Raw genomic sequence first — 24,833 nt, 5'->3', positions numbered from 1 at the left:
TTATGCGTTCTTAAAACCTATTTATATGCGCTGCATATAAATACATAAACAAAAACGTATTTGTCATACATATCTGGCATGATGCATAGTGATTCGGACGCCCATCGCGGCGCCGGTCCCGTGCCTGCCCTGCCCGTCCGCTGACGGCGCATCCCAGCCCGCTCCGGCAGCCCCATTCGATGTTGTACCTATAAGAGACGGGGCGCGACTGTTGCATGAGCATCACACTGTCAACATGAAAGCACACGAGCTCAGCAATGATCTTGTGCGATACAGTGCAATGTTGATAAGGAATTATCACCTCGTGCATCAAAAACAGGCTAAATCGGCCCCAAATTATATGTTTCACCTATAAAAAATATACAATATCGATCTTCCAGGAGCCAATTCATGAAACTTACACAATTTAGTTTGACGATCGCAGCCGTATTTCTGACTGCTCAAGCGTCCGCGGCTACCCCAAAACTGGGTGTCGTGTATGACGCGGGCGGCAAGTTCGACAAGTCGTTCAACCAATCCGCTTTCGAAGGCGCCTCGCGCTTCAAAAAAGACACGGGCATTTCCTTCATCGAAGTGCAGGCATCGAGCGATACGCAGGCTGAACAAGTCATGCGTGGCCTGGCCCGCAAGAAACTCGACATGATCGCCGCCATCGGCTTTGCGCAAACGCAAGCCGTGCAAAAGGTCGCCAAGGAATTTCCGAACGTCAAATTCGTGCTGATCGACGGCCAGGCTGCCGGCAGCAACGTCAATTCCGTCGTTTTCAAGGAAGAAGAAGGCTCCTACCTGGTCGGTGTGGCTGCAGCCATGGCCAGCAAGAGCAAGAAAGTCGGCTTCATCGGCGGCATCGATATTCCCCTGATCCGCAACTTCGCCTGCGGCTACGCGCAAGGCGTCAAGGCCGTCAATCCGAAGACGGAAATCACGCAAAACATGGTCGGCACCACGTCCGGCGCCTGGAATGACCCGGCCAAGGGCGGCGAACTGGCCCGCTCGCAATTCGAGCGCGGCGTCGATGTCGTCTTCGCCGTTGCCGGTGGCAGCGGCATGGGTACCCTGCAAATGGCCAAGGAAAAAGGCAAGCTGGCGATCGGCGTCGATTCGAACCAAAACCATTTGTATCCAGGCAGCATCCTGACCTCGATGGTCAAGCGCGTCGACAACACCGTCTACGACAGCTTCATGCAAGTCAAGAACGGCACCTGGAAGGGTGGCGTCAGCTATAAAGGCTTGAAAGAGGGCGGCGTGGATTGGGCGCTCGATGCGAACAACCGCAAGCTGATTACGCCGGAAATCGAAAAACGCGTGTTGGGTGCGCGTAAGGACATTATCGATGGCAAGATCAAAGTGATCGATTACCGCGTCGGCAGCAGCTGCCCGGTTTAATTTTTCTCCGTATCTTTTAGCGCGCCGCCGGGGCCTGTCTCCGCGCGGCGCGTTTCCATGAAACTATCCAGTTATGAACCTATGCAGCCAGCAGTAGAATTTCGCAGCATTTCCAAGCAGTTTGGACATGTGAAGGCGAACGCCGACGTCAGCTTCTCCATCGCCAAGGGCAGTATCCATGGCCTGGTGGGCGAAAATGGCGCCGGCAAATCGACCTTGATGAGCATCCTGTACGGATATTACCGTGCCGACGGCGGAGAAATCTTGCTCGACGGGAAAGTACAACCTATCCGCAACAGCCAGGAAGCGATCAACCTCGGCATCGGCATGGTGCACCAGCACTTCATGCTGGTCGAGAATTTCACCGTCCTCGACAATATCATGCTGGGCACGGAAGGCGGTTTTCGCCTGGCCAGCCACCGCATGGAAGCGGAAGCGAAATTGCGCGACATTTGCGCGCGCTACCGCCTCGACGTCGACCCGCTGGCGAAGATCGAAGACCTCTCCGTCGGCGCGCAGCAGCGCGTGGAAATCCTCAAGCAGATTTACCGCAGCGCCAACATCCTGATCCTCGACGAGCCGACGGCCGTGCTGACGGCGCAGGAAACGGCCTCGCTGTTTGAAATCCTGCGCCTGTTCAAGGAGCAAGGCAAGACCATCATCCTGATCACGCACAAGCTGCAAGAGATCCTGGAAATCACCGACAACGTCACCGTCATGCGCGGCGGCACGGTGGTGGGCGCCGTGGCAACGGCCGGCACCTCGAAAGAGGAACTGGCCAACATGATGGTGGGCCGCCCCATCCAGAGCCACTTGCCCCGCGCCCCGTACAATCCGGGCGCCACGGTGCTGGAAGTTGACGGTTTGCAACTGGCCGACGAGCAGCAAGTCAAGCTGCTGGCCGATATCGGCTTCAACTTGCGCGCCGGCGAAATCGTCGCCATCGCAGGCGTTTCCGGCAATGGCCAGAGCGAACTGCTGGAAATCCTGTCGGGCATGCGCTTGCCGACGTCTGGCACCTTGCGTTTCCTGGGCAAGGACTTGCCGTTTGCCAAGCGCCACGATGCCGACGGCTTGCCGCTGGCCTTCCGCGAGCTGGGTATCGCCCACATTCCGGAAGACCGCTTGCGCGATGGCGTGGTGAAAAATTTCTCCGTCATGCAGAACACTATCCTCGGCTATCAGGATCACCTGAAAAACCGCTGGGGCCTGTTCAACTTCAAGGCCATCGGCGCGCGCTGCGCGGAATTGCTGAAAACCTTCGACGTGCGCCCGGCCAATCCGGACCTGCGCATCGGCTTGTTGTCCGGCGGTAACCAGCAAAAGGTGGTGATCGCGCGCGAAGTGCTGGCCAAGCCGAAACTGATGCTGGTGGGGCAACCCACGCGCGGCGTCGACATCGGCACCATCGAAAGCATCCATACGCAATTGCTGGCCCTGCGCGACGCAGGCGTGGCGATCCTGCTGGTGTCCGTCGAACTGGAAGAAGTGCGGGCGCTGGCCGACCGCATTCTCGTCATGTGCGGCGGACGCATCACCGGCGAACTGAAAATTGAAGAATTCGATACCACCCGCATCGGTCTGTTGATGGGGGGAATGCATAAATCATGAATAACGACTTGCCACGCTGGGCGACAGCCTTTGTCATGCCCATGTTAAACCTGCTGTCGGCCTTGCTGGTCGCGGCCCTGGTGATTTATATGCTGGGCGAAGACCCGGCCGAATCGCTGTCGATCCTGGTCCACAGCGCCATCCTCAATCCGGAAGGCTTGAGCTACACCCTGTTCTACGCCAGCACCTTCATCTTCACGGGCCTGTCCGTGTCCGTGGCGATGCAGGCCGGCCTGTTCAATATCGGTTCCGAAGGCCAGATGTACATCGGCGGCCTGGGCTTGACGGTGGCCATGCTGGCCTTCGACCAGACCCTGCCCGCCTGGCTCTTGATTCCAGCCGCCATGATCGGTGCGGCCCTGTTCGGCGCCCTGTGGGGTTTCCTGCCCGGCTATCTGCAGGCGAAGCGCGGCAGCCACATCGTCGTCACCACCATCATGTTCAACTTCATCGCCGCCAGCCTGATGAACTTCATCATCGTGAAGTACCTGATTCCGCCGGGCGAGCAGAACACGGCCAGCCGCGTGTTTGCGGAAAGCGGCGAAATGCCGCGCCTGTCCACCTGGTTCCCGTCGCTGGGCGACACGCCGCTGAACATCAGCTTTATCCTGGCGATCGCCGCACTGGTGATCTATGGCGTGATGGTCTGGCGCTCGTCGTGGGGCTTCAAGCTGCGCGCCACGGGCCTCAACAAGCACGCGGCTCACTATGCGGGGGTGTCGATCAGCAAGATGATCATCATCGTCATGCTGATCTCCGGCGCGCTGGCGGGCCTGGGTTCCGTCAATTCCATCATGGGCTCGACCCATTATCTGTCGCTCAATTTCGTCGGCGGCGCCGGTTTCATCGGCATCGCCATCGCCCTGATGGGCCGCCAGCATCCGGTCGGCATCTTCCTGTCGGCCGTGCTGTTCGGCGCGCTGATCCAGGGTGGATTCGACCTGTCGCTGGAAAAACCGAATATCCCGACGGAAACTTTTATTTTCATCCAGGGCTTGATCATCCTGTTCTGCGGCGCCATGGAAAACTTCTACGCACCGGCCATTTCCGCCCTGCTCAAGCGCACCAAAGGCTAACACCATGACACTCGACGACTTTCAATTCGCCAGCATCCTGGTATCGACCGTGCGCAATGCGCCCGTCCTGATCTTTGCCGCCATGGCCGGCCTGTTTGCCGAACGCAGCGGCATGATCGACATCGGCCTGGAAGGCAAGATCCTGGCCAGCGCCTTCGCTTCCGCCGCCGTGGCCTACACGACGCAAAACCCGTACTACGGCATGGCTGCCGGCATGCTGGTCTGCGTCGCCCTGGCCCTGCTGCAAGCGTATGTCAGCATCACGCAAAAGGGCAATCAGCTGGTGGCCGGCATGGCGATCAACATCGCCATGAGCGGACTGACGTTCGTGCTGGCGCAGTTTTTCTTCCAGCAAGGCGGCCGCACGCCCGACCTCGGTTCAGCGCGGCTGTTCGACGTGGTCTTGCCGGGCACGCAGTACGTGGAACACATCCCCTTCATCGGCTGGGTGTATGCCCATCTGATCGGCGGCCATTCCATCCTCGTCTACGTGGCCTTCCTCTTGATCCCGCTCGTGCACTGGCTGCTGTACCACACGCGCTTCGGCCTGCGCCTGCGCGCCTGCGGCGAAAACCCGCACGCGGCCGACTCTGCCGGCGTCAGCGTGGAAGCGACGCGCTACCTGGCCATGCTGGTGGCCGGCATCCTGTGCTCGTTCTCGGGCGCGTATCTGGCCATCGTGCAAAGCGGCTTCTTCCTGCGCGACATGTCGGCCGGCGCCGGCTACCTGGCCTTGACGGCCATGGTGTTCGGCAACTGGCGTCCCGTCTACACCTTCCTCGGCTGTCTGATGTTCGGCTTCTTTGCCGCCATCCAGATCCAGATTGAAGGCGTGGACTTGCCCGTCGTGGGCCGCATCCCCGGCTCCTTGATCCAGATGGTGCCGTATGTCGTCACCGTGATCGTGCTGGCGGGCTTGATGGCGAAATCCATCGCACCGAAGGCCATCGGCATCCCCTTCGTCAAATCTCGTTAAGAGACAGTGACAGCATCAGAAAAGCGAAGCCCGCGGGCTTCGCTTTTTTTATGCCTGTGGAATTTCGTCCAGCGAACAATACACGGGCAAACCAAGCTCTTGCGCCACGGCCACCATCTGGTCGGCCCCTTGGGAGGCGCCGCCAAGCCGCAGCACGGCATCGCAATGACTCAATAAACGCGTCGCATGCGCGTGGAACAGTTCCTCATACACGACATCGCCCACCTGGCGTGAGCCGGCCAGCCCCAGCATGGGCAAGGCCAGCCATTCACCGAGCACGGGCATGTGTCCCTTGGCATACAAGGGCAGGCAGACGGCTTCCATGGCTGCCACATTCGCCGCCATCAGGGCCGGATCATCCCCCGTACCGGAGCGGTAGGGCCCGGCAACGAGAATCTGCAGCCCCCGTTTGCCTGGCATCAAGTGCAGCTGCGCATGCTGCAACAGCATGATGGTCTTGCCATCGCAGATGCGCCCGTCCGCCACCATCTGCATGGCTTGCGCCAGGGGCAATTCCAGCACCTCGATATCTTCTCCCTCGTGCGCCAGGCCGCCGCCGTCGCCGATGCGGCTGGCGGGATCGTATTCGGCAACGAAGAAATGCAAACGCTCCGTCACGGAACCGGGACTCATGAAGGCCTGGAATATCTTGCGCACTTCGCCCACCCGGTAACCGGTTTCCTCTTCCACTTCGGCGCGGATGCGCTGCTCGGCACTGGCCTCTTCCAGCAAGCCGGCGGCCGACTCGATGAGAAAACCATCATGGCCTTCGCGGTAGGTAGGGAAGCGGAACTGGCGGATCAGGATCACCGTGCGCTTTACCTTGTTGTAGAGCAGGATGGTGGCCCCGTCGCCACGGTCATAGGTTTCCCGCGTCTGCGTCTGCCACTGGCCATCGTGGCGCAGATAATCGAAGGTGGTCTTTTGCAGCAGATACCAGTCGTGCGACAGGGTTTGCACTGCGTGGATGCGGACCCGTTCCTGCTTGCTATTTTCTTCGCGCATAGTGTCTCCTTGTGGTTGCGTTGTGCTTGCCTTTTCCGACTTTATCATGCAAACTCGTGCAATATCAAGAAAATACAAGAAAAACCATGCTGACACATCAACGCAAACAATACCTGCTGGACTTGCTCCAGCGCGAAGGGCAGATCGTCGCCAAGGCCGTCAGCGATAGTCTGGGCTTGTCGGAAGACACGATACGCCGCGACCTGCGCGAGCTGGCGAAAGAAGGGTTATTGGAACGCGTGCACGGCGGCGCCCTGCCCTTGCTGCCAAGTTCGCCCGCGCTGGCGCCGTTTGCGGCCCGCGAACAGATTTCGCCCGAAGCCAAGCCCGCCATCGGCCGCGCGGCGGCGGCCATGATACAAACGGGGCAAGTGGTGTTTCTCGATGGCGGCACGACGGCCGTGCAGCTGGCGCGCCAGCTGCCGCGCGATTTGCGCGCCACTGTCGTTACCCACAGCCCCTCGATTGCCGTCGAACTGGTGCATCACCCATCAATTGACGTGCTGATGCTGGGCGGGCGCCTGTACAAGCACTCGATCGTGGGCGTCGGCGCGGCGACCGTGGAAGCGATCGGACGCATCCGCGCCGACCTGTATTTCATGGGTATATCCAGCCTGCATCCGCAAGCGGGCATCACCACCGGCGACTATGAAGAAGCGTGCGTGAAGCGCGCGCTGAGCGAGGCGTCAAGCCGCACCGTCGTGCTGGCGTCGCCGGAAAAGTTCAACACGGCTTCGCCGTTTCAAATCGCACCCTTGAGCCAGGTCAACGACATCATCGTGCACCGCGACGTGGAAGACGCGCTGGTCGCCCCCTACCGCGAGATGGGAATCGCCATCACCCTGGCATGAAAAAAGCGGCCCGCAGGCCGCTCTCGCGAGACATTTTTATTGGGGCCAAATCGCCTGCAACACGGCAGCCAGGCGATAGCCCGCCTCGATCAGCTGCTGCTTCGCCAGCGCCGAGCTGGGTACAGGATAATGGTCCGGCACATTCAAGTTCCACACGTTGTAGACCTCGCCCTTGCGGCTGGTCTGCTGCGTGGCCGGGCCGGCCACCACGTCCGTGAAAGCAATCTTTGAGGCCGCCAGCGAGGCGTCGGCCCATTGATACGGCCAAGTGGCGGGGTCGCCGCTATTGGCGCTCACCACGGGCGCGCTGGCGATCACCGTGCGGGCGAACTGCTGCGGCGTGCGCGTGCTCAAACGGCGCATGGCGTAATCGACCACAGTCGTATCCCAGTAGGAATGCAAGGGCTTGGTGGGCGACTTCGGATAGCTGCTGGCAGGCTTGGGCTCGCCCTCGTCTACCGGCAGCGGCGCGGGAATCACGGCATCGGACAGGGCCGTCATCTTCGCATCGTCGAGCAGCAAGTCGTTGCCGCCGCGTGCATTGAAAATGGCGACGTCATCGATCTGCGCTTGCGTGGCGGGCACGAAAAACTGGCCATCCTTGCCGAGAAACGCATTGCCCACATGCAGCGGCTGGTGGATATCGCCTACCAGATGCGTAATCAGAATCAGTGCTTCGCGCTGGCTGAAACTGTGCGGATTGCTGGCCGCATCAGCCTTGCCTTGCAACACGAGGATCGCCTGTTTCAAGGTTTGCACGATATCGTCGTCGGCCGTGCCCACACCATGGTCGTGATAGTGCTCGCTCTGGAAGGGCACATTCGTGTAATGGTATTCGCCGTGCTTGGGATTGGCCGCCACATAGCTCAGCATTTCCGGCGATTGCGGGCCGCAATACGTGCCCTTCACGCAGTCGGGCCAGTTGGCGATCTTTTCCAGGCTTTCGCCGGGCAACAACAATTGGGCGATGTGCGCCTGCGCCGCGCTGCCCTTGAGCAATTGATCGGCGATGGCGCCGACGGCGCGGTGGCCGTCGTTGCCCCAGGCCAGCACATTGCCGGAAGCGAAAGCGGCGCCCAGCGCCAGCACACTCAGCAGTTTTTTCACGTTCACTCCTTGCCTTGCGGCGTGGCCTTGGCCGGCTTTGGATACTGCTTGTTGATGTCGATGGGCTGGGCGTATACCGAGCTCCACGTCTGCTCATGCAGCGCGGCGATGCGTTGCGCCATCTGTTCGTTGCGCAGCACCACTTCCAGGTTGCGCGACAAATCGAAATAGCCGCCCGCCCAGTTGCTCGTGCCGACCCAGGCCAGCTTGCCGTCGATGCTCATGGTCTTGCTGTGGATCACGCGCGCAAATGGAATGAAACCGGTCGAGGCCGTGGGAATCGTCACGATGCGGATTTCCACGTTCGGCACCAGGGCCAAACTCTTCAGGTAGGCGATGGCCGGCGCTTCCGTGTTCCACGCGGATACCATCAGCTTGATCTTCACGCCACGCTGGGCGGCCGCGCGCACGGCGTTGTCGATCACGGCGTAATAAGGCCGCGTGCGGTTCGGGCCGTACGACAGCGGCGCGTAATCGAGCAACTGGATGCGCACTTCACTTTGCGCTTGCGCCAGCAAGGCGGGCAAGCCCGTTTCCGAGTCGCCCACGCCGGCCGGGTTGTACGCATTCGGGCTGGCCAGCAGGAATGCGTTTTGCGCGTAGTTGGCCGGCACGACCTTGCTGTTGAGCACCGTGGCGCGGCTGCCTTGCGACGTCAGCGCCTGAGCTTGCCAATCCTGTTCGAAGATCGCTTGCACCTGGCTCACCATGGCGGGCTCCGTGATTTTCAAGCCCGTCTCATGGATGTGCTCGAACGAGCGCCAGTCGAAATTCTGGCTGCCGATGTAGGCCACCTGGCCATCGACGGCCAGGTATTTCGCGTGCACGATGCCGTTGCCCGTGATTTTGTTGAAATCGATGAGGCGCAAGTCCAGGTTGGGAATCGCTTTGAGCTGGGCGATGGTCGCCGCCTCCGACAGGCCCACGCCCTTCTGGTCCAGCAGGAAGCGGATCTTCACGCCGCGCTGGCCGGCGACCGTCAGACTGGCCAGCACTTTTTCAAAGGCCGTGCCCGGTTTGCTGACGGCATAGAACTGGGCAATGACGATCTCTTTTTTTGCTGAATCGAACAGCTCGCGCCACACGGCGACGGGCTCGCGCAGGTCGGGGTTCGTCAAGCTCGTTTCCACGGGCGAGGTGTGCACGAGTTCAAAGCCGGGAATGGTGAAATCGGCGTGGGCTGTGCCCGCGAACAGGCTGGAGAGAAGAACGGAAACAAATAAGCGACGCATGGTTATTCCTTGTCATGTTGTTGGACGCGCACGATGCGGCCCGCCGCCGTGGCACTGCCAGCCGGCTTGCCGGCGCGCGCGCGGGCGATCAGGTAGTCGCTGAAGGCGTCGATGTCGCGCACGCCCGTGTCGAGCCGGCGCGTGCCGGCCGCCAGCACGGTGAAGCGGTCGCCGCCGCCAGCGAGGAAACTGTTGGCGGCGACACGGTACTGTTGATTGTCTTCCAGAGGAGTGCCATTGAGCATGATGCTGCCCTCCACCACGCGCCGGCCCTGGGGCCGCGTGCTATCCCAGCGGTAACTAAAACCTTCGGACACTTGCAGCAGATTGTTGTCTTCCGCTACCGCACCCGGCCATTGCTGCTCGAGCAAGGTACGGATTTGCGCGCCGGAAAGACTCACCACGATCAGGGTATTGCCGAACGGGACAACTGCCTGGTTCTGCCCCACGTTCGTCATCAGGTCGGCGCCCGCTTCCAGGTCCTTGCGGATGCCGCCATTGTTCATCAGGCCGATTTGCGCGCCAGCAGCGCGCGCGCCGAACAGAGTGCTGTCGGCCACCAGGTCGCCCAGCGCGGAAGCGCCGCTGCCCTTGGTGCTGCGGCCCACAGTCGGCACGGCGATGGCGGCAACGGGACGCGACAACTCGGCCGCGCTGCGCTGCTTGACCGATTCCAGATAAGAAGCCACAGCCGGGTCCGGCTCATACATGCCTGGCAGCATGACCACGTTTTGCGCGCTGGCATCGATCAGCGCATTCTTGACGGGATCGACCTTGAGCTTGATGCGCGTCAACATGTGTCCGCCCATCTGTGCCTGCGTCACGAGGCGGCCATCGACGCGGCACAGATAGCCCTGGTGCGAATGGCCGCTGATGACCAGCTGGATGGCCGGATCGAGGCGTTTCACCACGTCGACCACTTCGCCCTTCAGGTGGCTGCAATCGGCCTGGTCGACGGCTTCCTTCGTCTCGCCGCCCTGGTGCAGCAGCACGACGAACACGCCCACGCCTTGCGCGCGCAACTGCGGCAAGGTGGCGTTGATGGCGTCGGCCTCATCGCCAAACTGCAGGCCGGCAATGCCGGCCGCCGTCACCACGGACGGCGTATCTTTCAGCACGGCGCCGATCAGGCCCACCTTGACGCCATGCGCCTCTTCGATGCGGTAGGCGGGCAGCAGGGACTTGCCCGTTTGCGTATCGATGACATTGGCCGCCATATAGGTGTAGCTGGCGCCCTTGAAGTCGGGCGTGAACTTGCACGCCTTGTCGGCGCGCGAGGAGTCGCAGCCGCCGCGCTGCTGGCGCAGCAATTCCGCCTTGCCCTGGTCAAATTCATGGTTGCCGACGGAGCTGGCTTTCATGCCCAGCATGTTCATGGCGACAATGCTCGGTTCGTCCGCCCACAGCGCCGACATGGCGGGGCTGGCGCCGACCAGGTCGCCATTGCCGACAAAAATCAGCTGCGCATCTTCGCGGCGCCACGCCTTCAATGCGCCGGACAAGGTATCGATGCCACCGGCCTGCACCGTCTTGCGCTCGGCATCGGCGGCGCTTGTGTAGGTGAATTTGCTACGGTCGAGATTGCCGTGGAAATCGTTCAGGGCGACCAGGTTGATATCGACGGGTGTCGCGATAGGCGCGGTAGGCGTGGCGCAGGCGGCCAGCAGCACAGTCAGGGCCGCCGCTGCGGCCAGTGGTATCGGATGATGTTTCATGGTCCCCACATGGTTATCAGTATTCAAAAAAAGCTGTCTCATCAGGGGGGACGCCGTGCGCCGCAAGCCCATCAGAGTATGACAAGAAAGCACAACATAAACGAAAAAACGGCCGGTGTCGCCACCAGCCGTTCGGAACTTCAATCAAGCGTCGAGATTAGAACTCGTACTTGACCGTTGCCTGGATCGCCCATTGGGACTCACCCTTTTGTTGACGCACGGTGTAGTCTTCTACCTTGTCACGCACTTGGTAGATGTAGCGACCTTGAGCATCGAGACCGGCAAAATCAACAAAGTTACGCGTTTGACCACCCGCCGAACGGAAAGCCATTTCATTGATGCGGCCCCACTTGCGGTTGATCATGTTGCCCACGTTGAAGAAGTCCATCGTGAACACGCCTTTGTTGCCTTTGAAGAAGCCTGGGACTTCCTGGCTGACACGCATATCGAAGCTGTTGGTCCAAGGCGAGAAGCTGTCGTTACGCTTCACCACGCCGCCTTTCGAACTGCGCAGGTCGCCGTTTGCGTTAACAAATGACCAGAAACGATCTTCGTTGGCATGGTTGCTTGCCGTATCACCACGGAATACCACTTCGCCCGAACCTGGTTTCGATGGGATGTACATCAAGTCATTGCCGCTGACGCCGTCACCGTTCAAGTCATTGCTGTAGGTCCAGCTGTATGGCTTGCCCTTGCGGCCTTCATAGAACAGGCCGAAGCTGGTCTTGTAGTTGTCGAAGAAGCGTTTCTGGAAGTTCAACACAGCATTGAAGCGGTCTTTCACCAGGTAGCCGGAATTGGCGGCGACGTTTTCATTCGGATTGAAGATCGAACGGGCGTTGAAGTTCGATGTCGATACCGACGAGGTCAGCGGCGACACTTCCGTTGCATCCGTATAGGTGTAGGCTACCGACCAGCCAAAGCCCTTGGTCATCGGCTGGCTGACCGACAACGTCACCAGGTTGCCCGCGCCCTTGTCCGTTTTCTGGGCAACCATGACGTTGTTGAACGCAGGGTTCTTGAGTGCCTTGGCGACGGAACCTGCGCAGCCCGCATTGGTCGACGACAAGCCACCGGTGGAAGTCCAGCAGTTCGTATTGTAGGCAGTGTTCGAGTAGTACAACGCACGGCCATCGGTACCGGTACGCGTCGCCGCACCCAGGTTCAGATGCTCATAGTAAATGGCATCCTTGTTTTGCGTGCGCAGGTATTCCGCGCCGAAAACCAGGCCCATCCATGGCAACTCATGTTCGAATGCCAGGTTGCCCTTCCAGATCGATGGCTGGCGCAGATTAGGCGACAGGAAGTCGACGTTGGCTGCAGGCGCGGCATCAGGGAAGTTCGTCGGCTGGCTGTTCGGATCAGGATTGAACAAGCCACCTACCGATGGGCAAGCCTTGAAGCCGCTGGTGCCGCAACCGACGATACGGGTCGCCACGCCAGGATTGGCGAACGGGTTCGACATCCAGACCGTGGCTGCCGCGCCCTGGAACAGGCCGAAGCCGCCGCGCAACTGGGTAGGACGGGCGCTGTCAAACTTGTAGTTGAAGCCCACACGTGGCTGCCACAGTGTCTGACCATCGATGGTCTGCGTATTGTTCAGGCCAAAACCACCGCTTTGCGCCTTGCCAGTCTGAGCGTTGCCAGCCACCATAGGGGCAGCCGCAGCAGCGTTATACAGCGGACGGTCGCTGATGCCGGCCTTGTCGACACGCACGCCATATTGCACGGTCAACTGTTTGTTGACGGTCCATACGTCCTGAGCGAAGAAGCCATAGTTTTTCAGGCTGAAATCAGCAATGGCGTTTTCCAGGGAGCCGCCTGCCAACGGTACCTGAACCTGGTAAGAGCTCGGGCGTCCAAGGCTGAAGTTTTCCAGGATGGCTTGTTGCTGAAGCGTCGGTGAACTGTTGCAGTTGAAACTAGTGCTGCCATCCGGGTTCGGTTTGACAAACGAGTATCCGACATTATTGATACAGCCGAAGGTGTAGTTGCCGTTGATGTTCTGCAGGAACGCATTGTAGACATCGTTCTTGCTGAAGTCGGTACCGAACTTGACTTCATGATCACCCAAGGCCCAGTTGGCGCCCAGGTAGGCATCTTTGGTCTTGGTGCGCAAGACGTTGAACTGGTACGACTGGTCGGTACCAAAGTTCAGGTAGCGGTCTTTGGTCGAGATACCTGCAGGCGATCCCGCTGGCACGTCACCCGTAAACTTGAGGGACATGGTTGGCAGGGTGGAATTGTTCTTCGGCAGACTTTCATAGTCGCGCGACGATACCTTGAATTCCGTCGAGAAATTCGGCGTCCAGTCGGCAAACCACTGGCCGACGATGGTCTCGATCGACTTGTTTTGCGAGCGCCAGGCCGAGTTCAGGGCGATGCCGCTATCCGATACACCGGTAAACATCGGCTCGGACTGATCGGTTTTGGAGTAACGGACCATCGCGCGATGGTTATCGTTGATGTTCCAGTCCAGTTTCAGCAAGACATCATCTACGGTCAACTTCGTGCCGGCGGGAACTGCCGTGGTACCGACTGGCAAGTTGTACTTATCCTTGGCAATCGTCTGTAAAGCCGAAATAGCGGACTCGGTAATACCGACGTTCGTCATCGAGCTGCCAATTGGACCAAAGTTTGGGGCAGTGCGAGTGCTTTCCAGCTTTTCCTTGTTGGCGAAGAAGAACAGTTTGTCCTTGATCAGCGGGCCGCCGACGGAAACACCCTTGGTCGTTTCGCGGAACGGCGCTGGCGCGTAATAGCTGTCTTTGACGTTGTCGTAACGGTCGCCGGCCATCCGGTCGTTACGGAACACATAATAGACGCTGCCCTTGATATCATTGGTACCGGACTTGGTCACGGCATTGATATTGGCGCCCGTATAGCCTTTTTGCGTCACGTCGTAGTTAGCGACGTTCACTTGCACGGACTGGATGGCATCGATCGAGATCGGCTGCTTGGCTGTCGGGCTGCCGTTCGATTCCAGGCCGAACGTATCGTTCACGGCCACGCCATCGATGGTCATCGAGTTATAGCGCGAGTTTTGCCCGGCAACGGACAGCTCGCCGCGCTCTTTGTCCGTTTGCGAAACACGCGGGTCGGAACGGGCGTAATCTTGCAGATTGCGCTGGATCGACGCCTGCATGGCCAATTCGTTCGCGCCAATGTTGGTGCCCGCACCCATGTTGCTGCGGTTAAATATCTGTGCGCGTGCGCCCGTGCCCGTGACGTTCACGGTTTGCATCTGGGCGCCCAGGGTGGCGTCCACATTGGCCGTTTCCGCCAACTGGACGTACACGCCTTCGCGTTTTTCCACTTCACCATTCTTGGTGATGGTAATGGTGTAAGGACCGCCGGCGCGCAAGCCGCGGGCGACGTAGCGGCCTTCCGCATCGGTCGTCACATTGCTGACGGAACCCGATTCGGTATGCACGATGGTAACGGTGGCACCAGCTGCCGGCTTGCCGTCGGTGGCCGAGATACGGCCGCCGATGGAAGACGTAGTGTTCTGTGCGAACGATGGTGCCGCCGCCAGTGCAATAGACAGGCTGAACGCGATTTGCGTTAGCCGAAGTCGCTTGTGATTGATCATCTTTAACCCCAGAAAAGACTATTATTTTTGAAAATCCTGGATTGCCCGCCGCCCGACTGCGCCGCACAGCAACACAAACACAAGATCTCCTCTTTACGATGCTGCAACTGTTACGCCGGCGGGACTGGCTGCGGTCCTGACAAGACCATCACAAAACGCCGCTCCACACATCACAACCATTCATATTCAGACAATAACGGCGGAAAAACTGCGACCGATCCGTACGACACAGGGCGCTAGCACCTGTGTCATTCACCCGACAGGCTTACCCGGCGAACATGGCAAGCCGCGAGTGTAATTGTTAAATATTTCAAGACTGTGACACGGCGGCAAAATGCAGAAGAATGTCGTCATTTAGCTGCGAGACTGTTTGTTTCACTCTGCATCTCACCTTTATTTACTGTAAATACCCATCTTCTTACGATATCGCCCAGATGAATTGTGACTTTTTAATATCATCTTCATCTCACTATGCATCATCAAAAAATGGATGACAAATACGATTTTTTTTACATATTTATATATTTAAAATATAAATAGCATGAGGTAACTAGCAGGATTGATATCGTGCTGACAGCGTACGGGCTTATGGCGCGAGATTATAAATGAGCAATATGTACTTGAAATTGATTCATCCAGGAAATTGGATAAAGTCGTGTATCTGCCGTTAATTGTGTCGCATGGCCGCCACAATATTGACAAAAAAACACTGCCTGGACTGGAGGGGAGAAATGGAAAGCGGCCGGAAGATCCGGCCGCCCTGAGAGTATCAGTTGGGATCGTCGCGCAACTTACGGTTTGCCGCTCTTGCCTGCCTTGTCGGCCGCTGCAATTTGCGCTTCAAACCGGGTGAAACGGGCATCGAGCGCTTTCAGCAAACGCTGCTTGTCCGCTTCCGCCAGGAAGGAATAGCGCAGGCTGTTGTATGACAGCTTTTTGATTTCCGCATAATCAGTCTTGTACTGGCTGGCAAACAGCACATATTCATTCGACAAGGTATTGCGCGACACGCCCGCGTCATCGGTCGAGATGACGAAGGGCACGCCATACTTGCGGTACAGGGTGACCGGATGGGCCTGGCCTTTGATACCGAGGATGTAATCGTTGCTGGTCAGGTTCACTTCCACGGGGATGCCCCGCTCGCCCATCTTTTGCATGGTCGCCAGCGCATTGTGCTCGTAGGCGATATCCATGCCGTGGCCGATACGGTTGGCGCCCGCCACATCGACGGCTTCGGCGATATGGAAAGCCATGCCTTCCGGCGGCACCATGCCCAACGCCAGCTCGCCCGCATGCAGGGCGATTTTGACGTTCGGGTATTTTGCCTTGAGGAACTTGAACATTTCCATGTGCAAGCTGTAATCGCGCATGGACACGTTCACGCTTTCCTGGCCCACGATGTTCACGCCCACCAGCAGCGGATTCAGGCTCGCTGCCTTGAACGCGGCCACCATGGATGAGAACACTTGCGATGGCGACAGGAAACGCAGCACATACGCCTGGTAGCGCATGGTGAAGTTCGCATCGTCGATGCCGGCGCTGCTGGCGTTCACATTGTCGTTGTAGGCTGCGATGCTTTTCTGGAAGCTGGCGTCCTGCTCCAGGCTGGCTGTCCACTTGGCCAGCACCGTTTGCAACGCCGCCGGCGGCAAGCCCGGCGCCAGCACTTGCTGGTCGAACTGCGCGTTTTGCACGAATGGCGACAACTCGAAAATCGTCTCGATGTAGCTGAGGTTTTCCGCAATGGCGCGCTGCTTCAGGGTTTTCAGGCCGTCGGCCGTATTCGTCGATGCCACGGGACCAAAATAGCCGAAGGTGTCAAAAAAGGTGCGGTCCGGAGGCGTCTGGATGGCGCCGTGGTTATAGAAATCCTTGGTCGACCAGCGCTGCAGCAATTCCGCATACAGGCCCGCGTCGGCAAACACTTCCGTGGACGACAGGCAAACACGCTGCGCAGCCGGTTTGGCGCGCTCGGCCGCCACGACATCCTTGTTGCTTTCGATGCGGTAGGTCGTCTTGTTGACGCAATAGTTTTCCTTGTCGACCCAGTCGAGAAATTGCTCGGCGTAGATGGCGCCCGAGTAATGGTGATGCAAATCGCCGCCCTTGGGCATCATGGAAAAGAACAGGCTCAACTCGGCCGTCTTCGGCTGCGCACCGGCAACGAGGGCGGCAAAATGGCGCGCCGTGGCCGCTTCGTTGGAAGACGGAGTGGCCACGGCCTTGGCGGCCTGCGCCGTTCCAGTCAAAGCCAGCGCGGCGCCAAGCGCCAGGCCAGTGAGTTTTTTGTGCATTCGCGTTCTCGCTCAGGATAATTCGTGTTGAACAACGGGTAGGTCAGCCCTGCCCCCGCACATGCACGCACTGGCCGCCCGAATAGGTGGCGGCCACGGCGCGGTCGTCGCCCAGCAGCGCGAAGGCAAACAGCAATTCCTCCAGGCTTTGACAGCCGGCCGTGCGGCGCTCGAGCAGCGGCGTCGCTTGCGTGTCGAGCACGATGAAGTCCGCTTCCGTGCCTGGCGTGAAATTGCCCAGGGTGCCTTCCAGCTGCATGGCGCGCGCGGCGCCCAGGGTCGCCAGATAAAACATGCGCAAGGCAGGCAGATAGCTGCCTTTCAAGCGTGCTACTTTATAGGCTTCGTTCATTGTTTGCAACATCGAGAACGAGGTGCCGCCGCCCACATCGGTCGCCAGCGACAGCAGCACTTTTGCCGCATCGGCCCGCTCGAAATCGAACAGGCCGCTGCCCAAAAACAGGTTTGATGTAGGACAAATGGCGGCCGCCGAAGACGTCTCCGCCATGCGCGCGCGGTCGCGCTCGTCGAGCCAGATGCAGTGGCCGAACATGGCACGCGGGCGCAGCATGCCGTACCGGTCATACACATCGAGGTAGCTGCGCGCCTGCGGATGCAGTTCACGCACCCAGCGGCATTCATCCTCGTTTTCCGACACGTGCGTCTGCAGATACGTATCCGGATAGGCGCGCGCCAGCTCGCCCGCCAAGTGCATCTGTTCATTGGTGGACGTCGGCACAAAGCGGGGCGTGATCGCGTACAGCGAACGGCCATGCTTGTGCCAGCGCCGGATCAGCTCTTCGCTTTCGCGCGCGCCGGACTCGGCCGTATCGCGCAGGAACTCGGGACAGTTGCGGTCCATCATGACCTTGCCCGCCACCATGCGCAAGCCGCGCGCCTCGCTGGCGCCAAAGAAGGCATCGACCGATTGCGGATGCACGCTGCCATACACCATGGCCGTCGTGGTGCCGCAGCGCAGCAGTTCATCGAGGAAAAACTCGGCGACATCGCGCGCATGCTCGGGATGCTCAAACGCGCGCTCAGTGGGGAAGGTGTATGTTTCCAGCCATGGCAGCAAGCCCGGCGCGGGCGAGGCGATCATTTCCGTCTGCGGGAAGTGCAGATGGGTATCGATGAAACCCGGCACGATCAGCTTGCCGCGGTAATCGACAATCTCGGTGCCGGGCGGCAAAGTCGCTTGCAGCTGTGCATAATCGCCGGCCGCCACGACCTTGCCATCGGCCACGATCAGCAAGCCGTCCGCATGCCAGGCGTGCGCCTCCTCATTAAAAGCGGGATCGGCGTGGAAGTGCAGCAAGCTGGCACGGTAAGCTTGCAATGTAGCAGGAACAATCGGCATGACTTCTTTCTATAACGGGTGAATGGCGGCGCGTTTCTCGCGTCGCGGTGGCGCGCTGGCAGAAGCCAGCCGCAGCGGTGCGGCCAGGGCGGCCGCGGCCGCTTCCTCCCACACCATGAGTAATTGACAGGCAACGGAGGCGGCGATCACGGCCGGCGCCTTGTTGCGGATGCCGGGCATGCCGATCGGGCAGACCATGGCGGCAATGCGCTCGTCCGGCACGCCGCGCGCCTGCAGGCGGTGCTCGAACTGCTTGCGTTTCGTGTGCGAACCGATCAGCCCGAACCAGCCCGCGTCCTCGCGCTCCATGATGGCTTGCGTCAAGCGTTGATCGAGCGCATGGCTATGCGTCATGACGAGAAAACTGCCGCCCGGCGGCGCCATGGCAACGAATTCCTCGGGCGTATCGGTAGCGGCGATGCGCACATTATCCGGTAGTTGCACGGGAAACATGTCTTCGCGTTCATCGACCCAGGTGATATTGCAGGGCAAGTGGGCCAGCGCGCGCACGATGGCGGCGCCCACGTGACCGGCGCCAAACAGGGTCAGGTGCGCGCGCGGCGCCAGGCAGGGGTCGACCAGCCAACGCCGGCCCTTGCCATCCTGGGCGACATGGGTACTGCGTTCGCGCGAAAACGTGTCGGGCGCCTGTGCGCCTGTGCCGGCGATCAGGCGACCGGCAGCATCGAATAGCGCCGACGCGGCGTCACCGTCGAGCGCCGTCAAACGCCAGCTGTCCTGCTGGCGACGTTCGCGCAAGGCGGCCAGCAATTCTTTCAGGCTGGCATCGACATATTCGAATGCCAAGTGGACGACGCCGCCGCAGCACTGTCCCAGGCTCGGGCCCAGCGCAAAACGATCGAGCCGCGCATGGGTGTCGCCCGTGGCCAGCATGGTCTTGGCGATTTCCACGGCGCGCAATTCCAGGTGGCCGCCACCGATGGTGTCGACCTGGCCATCGAGGCTGACGCGCATCTTCGCGCCCGCCTCGCGCGGTCCGGAACCTTCCACCAGGGCGACCGTCACCAGCACGGATGCCTGCGTGTCATTGTCGATTGCTGTCAGCCAGTCGCTCATCGTCTGCTCCTAGGCGCCGGCATGCGCCGCTTGCACGGCCATGACCGCCTTGAGGATTTCCTCGCTGGTGGCGGGGGCGTTCAGCGGTGGCTGCACGGCGTGATGGCCCACGCTGGAAATGGCGTCGCGGATGGCAAAAAACACGGAAAACGGCAACAACAGCGGCGGCTCGCCCACGGCCTTGGAACGGTGGATGCTGTCTTCCACGTTACGGTTCTGGAACAGCTTGACGCGAAAATCTTCCGGGCAATCGGAAATGCCGGGAATCTTGTACGTCGACGGCGCATGCGTCATCAGCTTGCCCGCGCCATTCCACCACAGCTGTTCCGTCGTCAGCCAACCCATGCCCTGGATAAATGCCCCTTCCACCTGACCCAGATCAATCGCGGGATTGAGCGACTGGCCCGCGTCGTACAAGGCGTCCGCGCGCAGCAACTTCCATTCACCCGTCAAGGTATCAACTACCACTTCGGCCACGGCCGCGCCATACGCGTAATACGAAAACGGATGGCCCGTCATCGTCTTCGCATCCCACGACAAGCCGGGCGTGGCATAAAAACCGTCCGACCACAGTTGTACGCGGGCCAGATATGCCTTCTGCACCAGCTCGGCAAACGGCACGGCGTGGCCATTGACGTGGATGTGGTTATCGAAGAAGCGCACGCAAGCGAACTCGCCGCCGTACAGTTTGACCGCGTAATCGGCCAGGCGTTCGCGAATCTGGCGCGCCGCATCCTGCGCCGCCTTGCCGTTCAAGTCGGCGCCGGTGGACGCGGCCGTTGCCGACGTGTTCGCCACCTTGCTGGTGTCGGTGGCTGTGGCCCGAACGTTGTCCAGGTCCAGTCCCAGCTCGTGCGCCACCACCTGCATCACCTTGGTATTGATGCCCTGTCCCATTTCCGTGCCGCCATGGTTGACCAGCACGGAGCCATCGACATACACGTGGACCAGCGCACCAGCCTGGTTCAGATGCGTGACGTTGAAGGCGATGCCGAATTTCAGCGGCGTGAATGCCAGGCCCTTCTTCAGCACGGGACTAGCCTCGTTGAACGCATCGATGGCGCGGCGGCGCGCGCGGTAGTCGCTGCTCTCTTCCAGTTCGGCGACGAGTTCATGGATCACGTTGTCGACGATTTTTTGCCCATACGGCGTGACATTGCGCCCTTCCGCATCGTTGCGGCCATAGAAATTGAGCAGGCGGACATCGAGTGCATCGCGCTGCAAATGGCGGGCGATTTCATCGATGACATACTCGATGGCAATGGCGCCCTGCGGCCCGCCGAAACCGCGGAAAGCCGTGTTCGACTGGGTATTCGTCTTGCCGCAGGCGGCGCGGATATCCACGTCGGACAGGTAATATGTATTGTCGAAGTGGCAGACGGCGCGCGTGGCGACGGGGCCGGACAAGTCGGCCGAATAGCCGGCGCGCGTGGTCATGTCGACCTTGGCGGCAAGGATGCGGCCCTCGTCGTCGTAGCCCACTTCGTATTCATAGTAAAAACAGTGGCGCTTGCCCGTCACCAGCATGTCGTCGTCGCGGTCGGCGCGCAGTTTCACGGGGCGCTTCAGTTTGGCTGCCGCAATCGATGCGGCCGCCGCCCACAGGGCCGATTGCGATTCCTTGCCGCCGAAACCGCCGCCCATGCGCCGGCATTCGACCGTGATGTTGTGCGAATGCACGCCCAGCGCATGCGCCACCACGTGCTGCATCTCGCTCGGATGCTGGGTCGAACACAGCACCAGCATGCCCTGCGCTTCCTTCGGGATGGCGTAGGAAATCTGTCCTTCCAGATAAAACTGTTCCTGGCCGCCCACATGCAGCTGCCCCTTGACCACGTGCGGCGCCTTCTCGAACGCCGCCTGATAATCGCCGCGCGTCAGCTGCATCGGCGGCAGCACGTATGATTGCGCCGCCTTGGCCGCTTGCGGCGTCATGATCGCGGGCAATTCGTCATAGCTCACTTGCGCCAGGCGGGCGGCGCGGCGCGCGTGATCGTGCGTGTCGGCCACCACGATGAAGATGGGCTGACCCACGTATTGCACCAGTTCCGCCGCCAGGATGGGATCGTCATGGATGATGGGGCCGCAATCATTGGTGCCGGGAATGTCCTGCGCCGTATAGACGGCGACGACACCGGCGGCGGCGCGCACGGCCGACAAATCCATGGCCGTGATGCGCGCATGCGGTTTCTGCGACAGACCCAGCGCCGCGTGCAAGGTGCCCTGCAGTTCGGCGATGTCGTCCGTATAGGTGGCTTGCCCCAGCACATGCAGCTGCGCCGATTCATGGGGGCTGGGCTTGCCTACGGCGGCCCAGGCAGCCGCTTGCAGTTCGGGCGTGACAGGATGATTCATGCTGGTCCTTTCAGGCGCGGCAAGCGTAGGCGTTGAGGGACGTCGGGGGCAATGGCGCACCGGGACGGGTTTCCAGCCAAAAGCGGCGCAACAGGTTTTGCGCCGTCATCATGCGGTAAGTATTCGAGGCGCGCATGTCGGACAGCGGCGCGTAATCGTCGGCCAGCAAGCGCATGGCGATGACGAGGTTTTCTTCCGTCCATGCCTGCCCCAGCAAAAATGCTTCCGTTTGCGCGGCGCGCTGCGGCGTGGCCGCCATGCCGCCAAAGGCGATGCGTGCATCGACGATGCGCTCGCCGTCGAGTTCAAAGGCAAACGCGGCGCACACGGCCGAAATATCCTGGTCGAAACGCTTGGCCAGTTTATACGTGCGGAATTGCACGTCGGCGCGCGGCAAGGGCACGCGCACGGCTTCGACGAACTCGCAGGGCTGCAGATCTTTCTTCTGGTAAGCCAGATAGAAATTTTCCAGCGGCATGATCCGCTGTCCGGCTGGGCCGCGCAACACGATCTCGCTGCCCAGCGCGATCAGCCACGGCATCGAGTCGCCGATGGGCGAACCATTGGCCACATTGCCGCCCAGGGTGCCCGCGTTACGGATCGGCAAGGAAGCAAAGCGTTGCCACAGTTCCGACAGCTCGTCCGGATAATGCCGGCACAGCGCCGCATACGCATCGTTGAGACTGGCGCCAGCGCCGATCTGCAGCTTGCCGTCAACGATGCCGATGGTTTTCAGCGCGGCCACATTGCCCAGATAAATGATGTCGCCCAGGTCGCGCAATTGCTTGGTCACCCACAGGCCCACATCGGTGGAACCGGCCAGCAGGCACGCTTGCGGTTTTTTCGCGCGCAACGCCACCAATTCATCGATGCTGCGCGGCGCATGGAAGTGCTGGCCGCCATGTTCATACGTGCTCAGGCTGCCGCGCTGCAGCGCCTGCAATTGCTGCGCCAGGGCATCGCGGTCGAAGGTTACATGGGGCAATTCGCCCATGCGTCTGGCCGCGTCGATGATGGGGCGGTAGCCCGTGCAGCGGCACAGATTGCCCGACAGAGCATCGTCGATTTCGCAGCGCGTGGGCGTGGCGCCGTTTTTCTCCAGATACATGCCCCACAGGGACATGACGAAGCCGGGCGTGCAAAAACCGCACTGGGACCCATGGCACTCGACCATCGCCTGCTGCACCGGGTGCAAGGCGCCGTCGGGCTGCTGCAAGTCTTCCACGGAAAACAGGGCCTTGCCATCGAGGGTGGGCGTGAGCTGGATGCAGGCGTTGACGGCCTTCATCTCGACCAGGCCATCGACCAGGCTGCCGATGACGACGGTGCAGGCGCCGCAATCGCCCTCGGCGCAGCCTTCCTTGGTGCCCGTGCAATGCAAATCCTCGCGCAGGTGCTGCAACACAGTCTGCGTAGGGGCGGCGTTGCGTACTTCCTGTACGGCGCCACGGTAGTAAAAGCGGATCGGTTCTGACATGCTGGCCTCGGTATAGTCCCAGTATAGGAGATTAACACCGGCATATGGGACAACTATATGCAAAGACTGATTTTACTTATCATCCAATATCAATACCCATCAGAGACTCTCAAGCAGCATAGGGATGCGTCGCATGCCAGTGTTCGGCGATATCGATGCGGCGCGTGATCCACACCTGCTCATGGCGCTGTACATAGTCGAGGAAGCGCGCCAGCGCGGCCGCGCGGCCCGGGCGTCCTACCAGGCGGCAATGCAAGCCCACGGACAGCATCTTCGGCTGGTTCAAGCCGTCGGGATCGCCTTCCGCGTACAGTACGTCGAAGGCATCCTTCAAGTAATCAAAAAACTGCGTGCCCGAATTAAAGCCCTGCATGGCGGCAAAGCGCATGTCGTTCGTGTCCAACGTATAGGGCACGATCAGCTGCGGCTGCACGGACGACACGCCTGCGGCATCCGTGTACGCCACTTTCTCCCAGAATGGCAGGTCATCGCCATAATAATCGGCGTCATAGCGGAAACCGCCATGCTCGACCACCAGTTTGCGCGTATTGGGCGAATCGCGCCCCGTGTACCAGCCTTGCGGGGCCGAGCCCGTCAATTCACGAATGATCTGCACGGCCTCACGCATGTGTTCGCGCTCCGTCGCTTCATCCATGTTTTGATAAGAAATCCAGCGCAAGCCGTGGCAAGCGATTTCATGGCCCAGCTCCTGGAAAGCCGCCACCGCCTCGGGATTACGCTTCAAAGCCATCGAGACGCCAAAGACCGTCAGCGGCAGGCGCCGCTCCTCGAACATGCGCAGCAGACGCCATAGCCCTGCGCGCGAACCGTACTCATAAATCGACTCCATGCTCAGGTGGCGCGCAGGAAAAGCCGCCGCTCCGATCATTTCCGACAAAAACGTTTCCGAAGCACTATCGCCATGCAGCACGCTGTTTTCCGCCCCTTCCTCGTAGTTGAGGACGAATTGCAGGGCGATGCGAGCTTTTCCCGGCCATTGCGGATGGGGGGGCGTACGGCCATAGCCGATCAAGTCGCGCGGATAATTTTCATAAGTGCTCATGCGGTGGCTCGCCTATAGGAGAGAATGTTGGTTATACGCCCAATCATATAGCCAGCCGCTGATGCAGGTATATGATTTGCAAGATAAGCACATTCACTCACCCTATATACAGGATAGCAAATGGGAAAACTCAGCACGCATGTACTCGATATCGCACACGGCAGGCCCGGAGCCGGCGTCAAGGTAGCCCTGTTTTCGGTCGCGCCGGAAGGAAAAGTGTTGTTGAAGATGGATATGACGAACAGCGACGGCCGTTGCAACTCGCCCTTGCTGGAAGGCGACAGCATGAAGGTGGGCCAGTATGAGCTGGTGTTCAATGCCGGCGACTATTTCGCCGCCCAGGGCGTGGAATTGCCTTCACCCCGCTTCATCGATCTGGTGACCCTGTCCTTCGGCATTGCGCATACGGATGAGAACTACCACGTACCGCTGGTGGTGTCGCCGTGGTCGTATTCCACTTACCGCGGCAGCTGATATCGGGGGCAGACCCGCCGGATCCGACCCCAGCCTTTGCGGTTGGGGTGCAGCATGCACCAAACCGCCAGACGAAAAAAAACCCGATCATTGCTGATCGGGTTTTCTTCTACTGCGAATAACAAGCCTGACGATAACCTACTTTCACACTGGTTGCAGCACTATCATCGGCGCAAAGTTGT

General features: G+C 60.1%; 16 protein-coding genes and 1 pseudogene. 6 read left to right on the top strand and 11 right to left on the bottom strand.

Translation table 11 applies throughout. The annotated features are described in order from the left end of the window. Positions 1 to 390: 390 nt before the first annotated feature. The 4 genes from ACQ4W4_RS13120 to ACQ4W4_RS13105 all read left to right on the top strand — a co-directional run bounded on the left by ACQ4W4_RS13120 (position 391) and on the right by ACQ4W4_RS13105 (position 5,049). Positions 391 to 1,386 (top strand): BMP family lipoprotein, encoded by a 996-nt coding sequence (locus ACQ4W4_RS13120; protein WP_152253829.1) that lies wholly within the window; start codon positions 391 to 393, stop codon positions 1,384 to 1,386. Positions 1,387 to 1,467: 81 nt separating this feature from the next. After that, complete coding sequence (locus ACQ4W4_RS13115; protein WP_436542372.1) at positions 1,468 to 2,997, top strand: ABC transporter ATP-binding protein; 1,530 nt, start codon at positions 1,468 to 1,470, stop codon at positions 2,995 to 2,997. Continuing rightward, complete coding sequence (locus tag ACQ4W4_RS13110) at positions 2,994 to 4,073, top strand: ABC transporter permease (RefSeq protein ID WP_034754518.1); 1,080 nt, start codon at positions 2,994 to 2,996, stop codon at positions 4,071 to 4,073. Before ACQ4W4_RS13115 ends, ACQ4W4_RS13110 begins: the two co-directional genes overlap by 4 nt. A gap of 4 nt (positions 4,074 to 4,077) precedes the next feature. After that, positions 4,078 to 5,049: an ABC transporter permease gene (locus ACQ4W4_RS13105; RefSeq protein ID WP_034754516.1), complete on the top strand. Its 972-nt coding sequence runs from the start codon at positions 4,078 to 4,080 to the stop codon at positions 5,047 to 5,049. Positions 5,050 to 5,469: 420 nt separating this feature from the next. On the opposite strand, the pseudogene ACQ4W4_RS13100 reads toward ACQ4W4_RS13105, so the two are convergent. Beyond that, positions 5,470 to 6,054 (bottom strand): annotated as a pseudogene (locus ACQ4W4_RS13100) (NUDIX domain-containing protein); the annotation flags it as partial. An 86-nt stretch (positions 6,055 to 6,140) separates the two neighbouring features. Here ACQ4W4_RS13100 and ACQ4W4_RS13095 point away from each other — a divergent pair. Continuing rightward, positions 6,141 to 6,905, top strand: coding sequence for a DeoR/GlpR family DNA-binding transcription regulator (locus ACQ4W4_RS13095; RefSeq protein WP_436542371.1), 765 nt, complete (start codon positions 6,141 to 6,143; stop codon positions 6,903 to 6,905). 36 nt (positions 6,906 to 6,941) lie between these two features. Here ACQ4W4_RS13095 and ACQ4W4_RS13090 read toward each other — a convergent pair whose 3' ends face one another. The 10 genes from ACQ4W4_RS13090 to puuE all read right to left on the bottom strand — a co-directional run bounded on the left by ACQ4W4_RS13090 (position 6,942) and on the right by puuE (position 24,177). Beyond that, positions 6,942 to 8,012 (bottom strand): S1/P1 nuclease, encoded by a 1,071-nt coding sequence (locus ACQ4W4_RS13090; RefSeq protein WP_436542370.1) that lies wholly within the window; start codon positions 8,010 to 8,012, stop codon positions 6,942 to 6,944. A 2-nt stretch (positions 8,013 to 8,014) separates the two neighbouring features. Next, on the bottom strand, positions 8,015 to 9,244 hold the full coding sequence (locus ACQ4W4_RS13085; protein WP_436542369.1) for a phospholipase D-like domain-containing protein: 1,230 nt from the start codon (positions 9,242 to 9,244) through the stop codon (positions 8,015 to 8,017). Between the two features lie 2 nt (positions 9,245 to 9,246). Then, positions 9,247 to 10,959, bottom strand: coding sequence for a bifunctional metallophosphatase/5'-nucleotidase (locus ACQ4W4_RS13080; protein WP_436542368.1), 1,713 nt, complete (start codon positions 10,957 to 10,959; stop codon positions 9,247 to 9,249). A gap of 157 nt (positions 10,960 to 11,116) precedes the next feature. After that, complete coding sequence (locus ACQ4W4_RS13075; protein WP_436542367.1) at positions 11,117 to 14,551, bottom strand: TonB-dependent receptor; 3,435 nt, start codon at positions 14,549 to 14,551, stop codon at positions 11,117 to 11,119. Positions 14,552 to 15,342: 791 nt separating this feature from the next. Beyond that, on the bottom strand, positions 15,343 to 16,845 hold the full coding sequence (locus ACQ4W4_RS13070; protein ID WP_436542366.1) for an adenosine deaminase family protein: 1,503 nt from the start codon (positions 16,843 to 16,845) through the stop codon (positions 15,343 to 15,345). A gap of 43 nt (positions 16,846 to 16,888) precedes the next feature. After that, positions 16,889 to 18,205, bottom strand: a complete 1,317-nt coding sequence (gene guaD / locus ACQ4W4_RS13065) for a guanine deaminase (protein ID WP_436542365.1) — start codon at positions 18,203 to 18,205, stop codon at positions 16,889 to 16,891. 9 nt (positions 18,206 to 18,214) lie between these two features. Beyond that, complete coding sequence (gene xdhC, locus ACQ4W4_RS13060; protein WP_436542364.1) at positions 18,215 to 19,282, bottom strand: xanthine dehydrogenase accessory protein XdhC; 1,068 nt, start codon at positions 19,280 to 19,282, stop codon at positions 18,215 to 18,217. A 9-nt stretch (positions 19,283 to 19,291) separates the two neighbouring features. After that, complete coding sequence (xdhB, locus tag ACQ4W4_RS13055; protein WP_436542363.1) at positions 19,292 to 21,637, bottom strand: xanthine dehydrogenase molybdopterin binding subunit; 2,346 nt, start codon at positions 21,635 to 21,637, stop codon at positions 19,292 to 19,294. A 10-nt stretch (positions 21,638 to 21,647) separates the two neighbouring features. Then, the gene (xdhA, locus tag ACQ4W4_RS13050; protein WP_436542362.1) at positions 21,648 to 23,114 is read right to left on the bottom strand and encodes a xanthine dehydrogenase small subunit; all 1,467 of its coding nucleotides are present in this window, start codon (positions 23,112 to 23,114) and stop codon (positions 21,648 to 21,650) included. Positions 23,115 to 23,223: 109 nt separating this feature from the next. Further along, positions 23,224 to 24,177, bottom strand: coding sequence for an allantoinase PuuE (gene puuE, locus ACQ4W4_RS13045; RefSeq protein ID WP_436542361.1), 954 nt, complete (start codon positions 24,175 to 24,177; stop codon positions 23,224 to 23,226). A 120-nt stretch (positions 24,178 to 24,297) separates the two neighbouring features. Here puuE and uraH point away from each other — a divergent pair, with 120 nt between their 5' ends. Beyond that, a complete protein-coding gene (gene uraH, locus ACQ4W4_RS13040) occupies positions 24,298 to 24,651 on the top strand; it encodes a hydroxyisourate hydrolase (protein WP_436542360.1) in 354 nt (117 codons plus the stop codon). Positions 24,652 to 24,833 lie beyond the last annotated feature (182 nt).

This window comes from Janthinobacterium glycogeni, assembly GCF_051380725.1.
GTDB lineage: Bacteria > Pseudomonadota > Gammaproteobacteria > Burkholderiales > Burkholderiaceae_D > Janthinobacterium.
The sequence above is the reverse complement of the archived record's forward strand: the minus strand, read 5'-3'. Positions and strand labels throughout refer to the sequence as shown.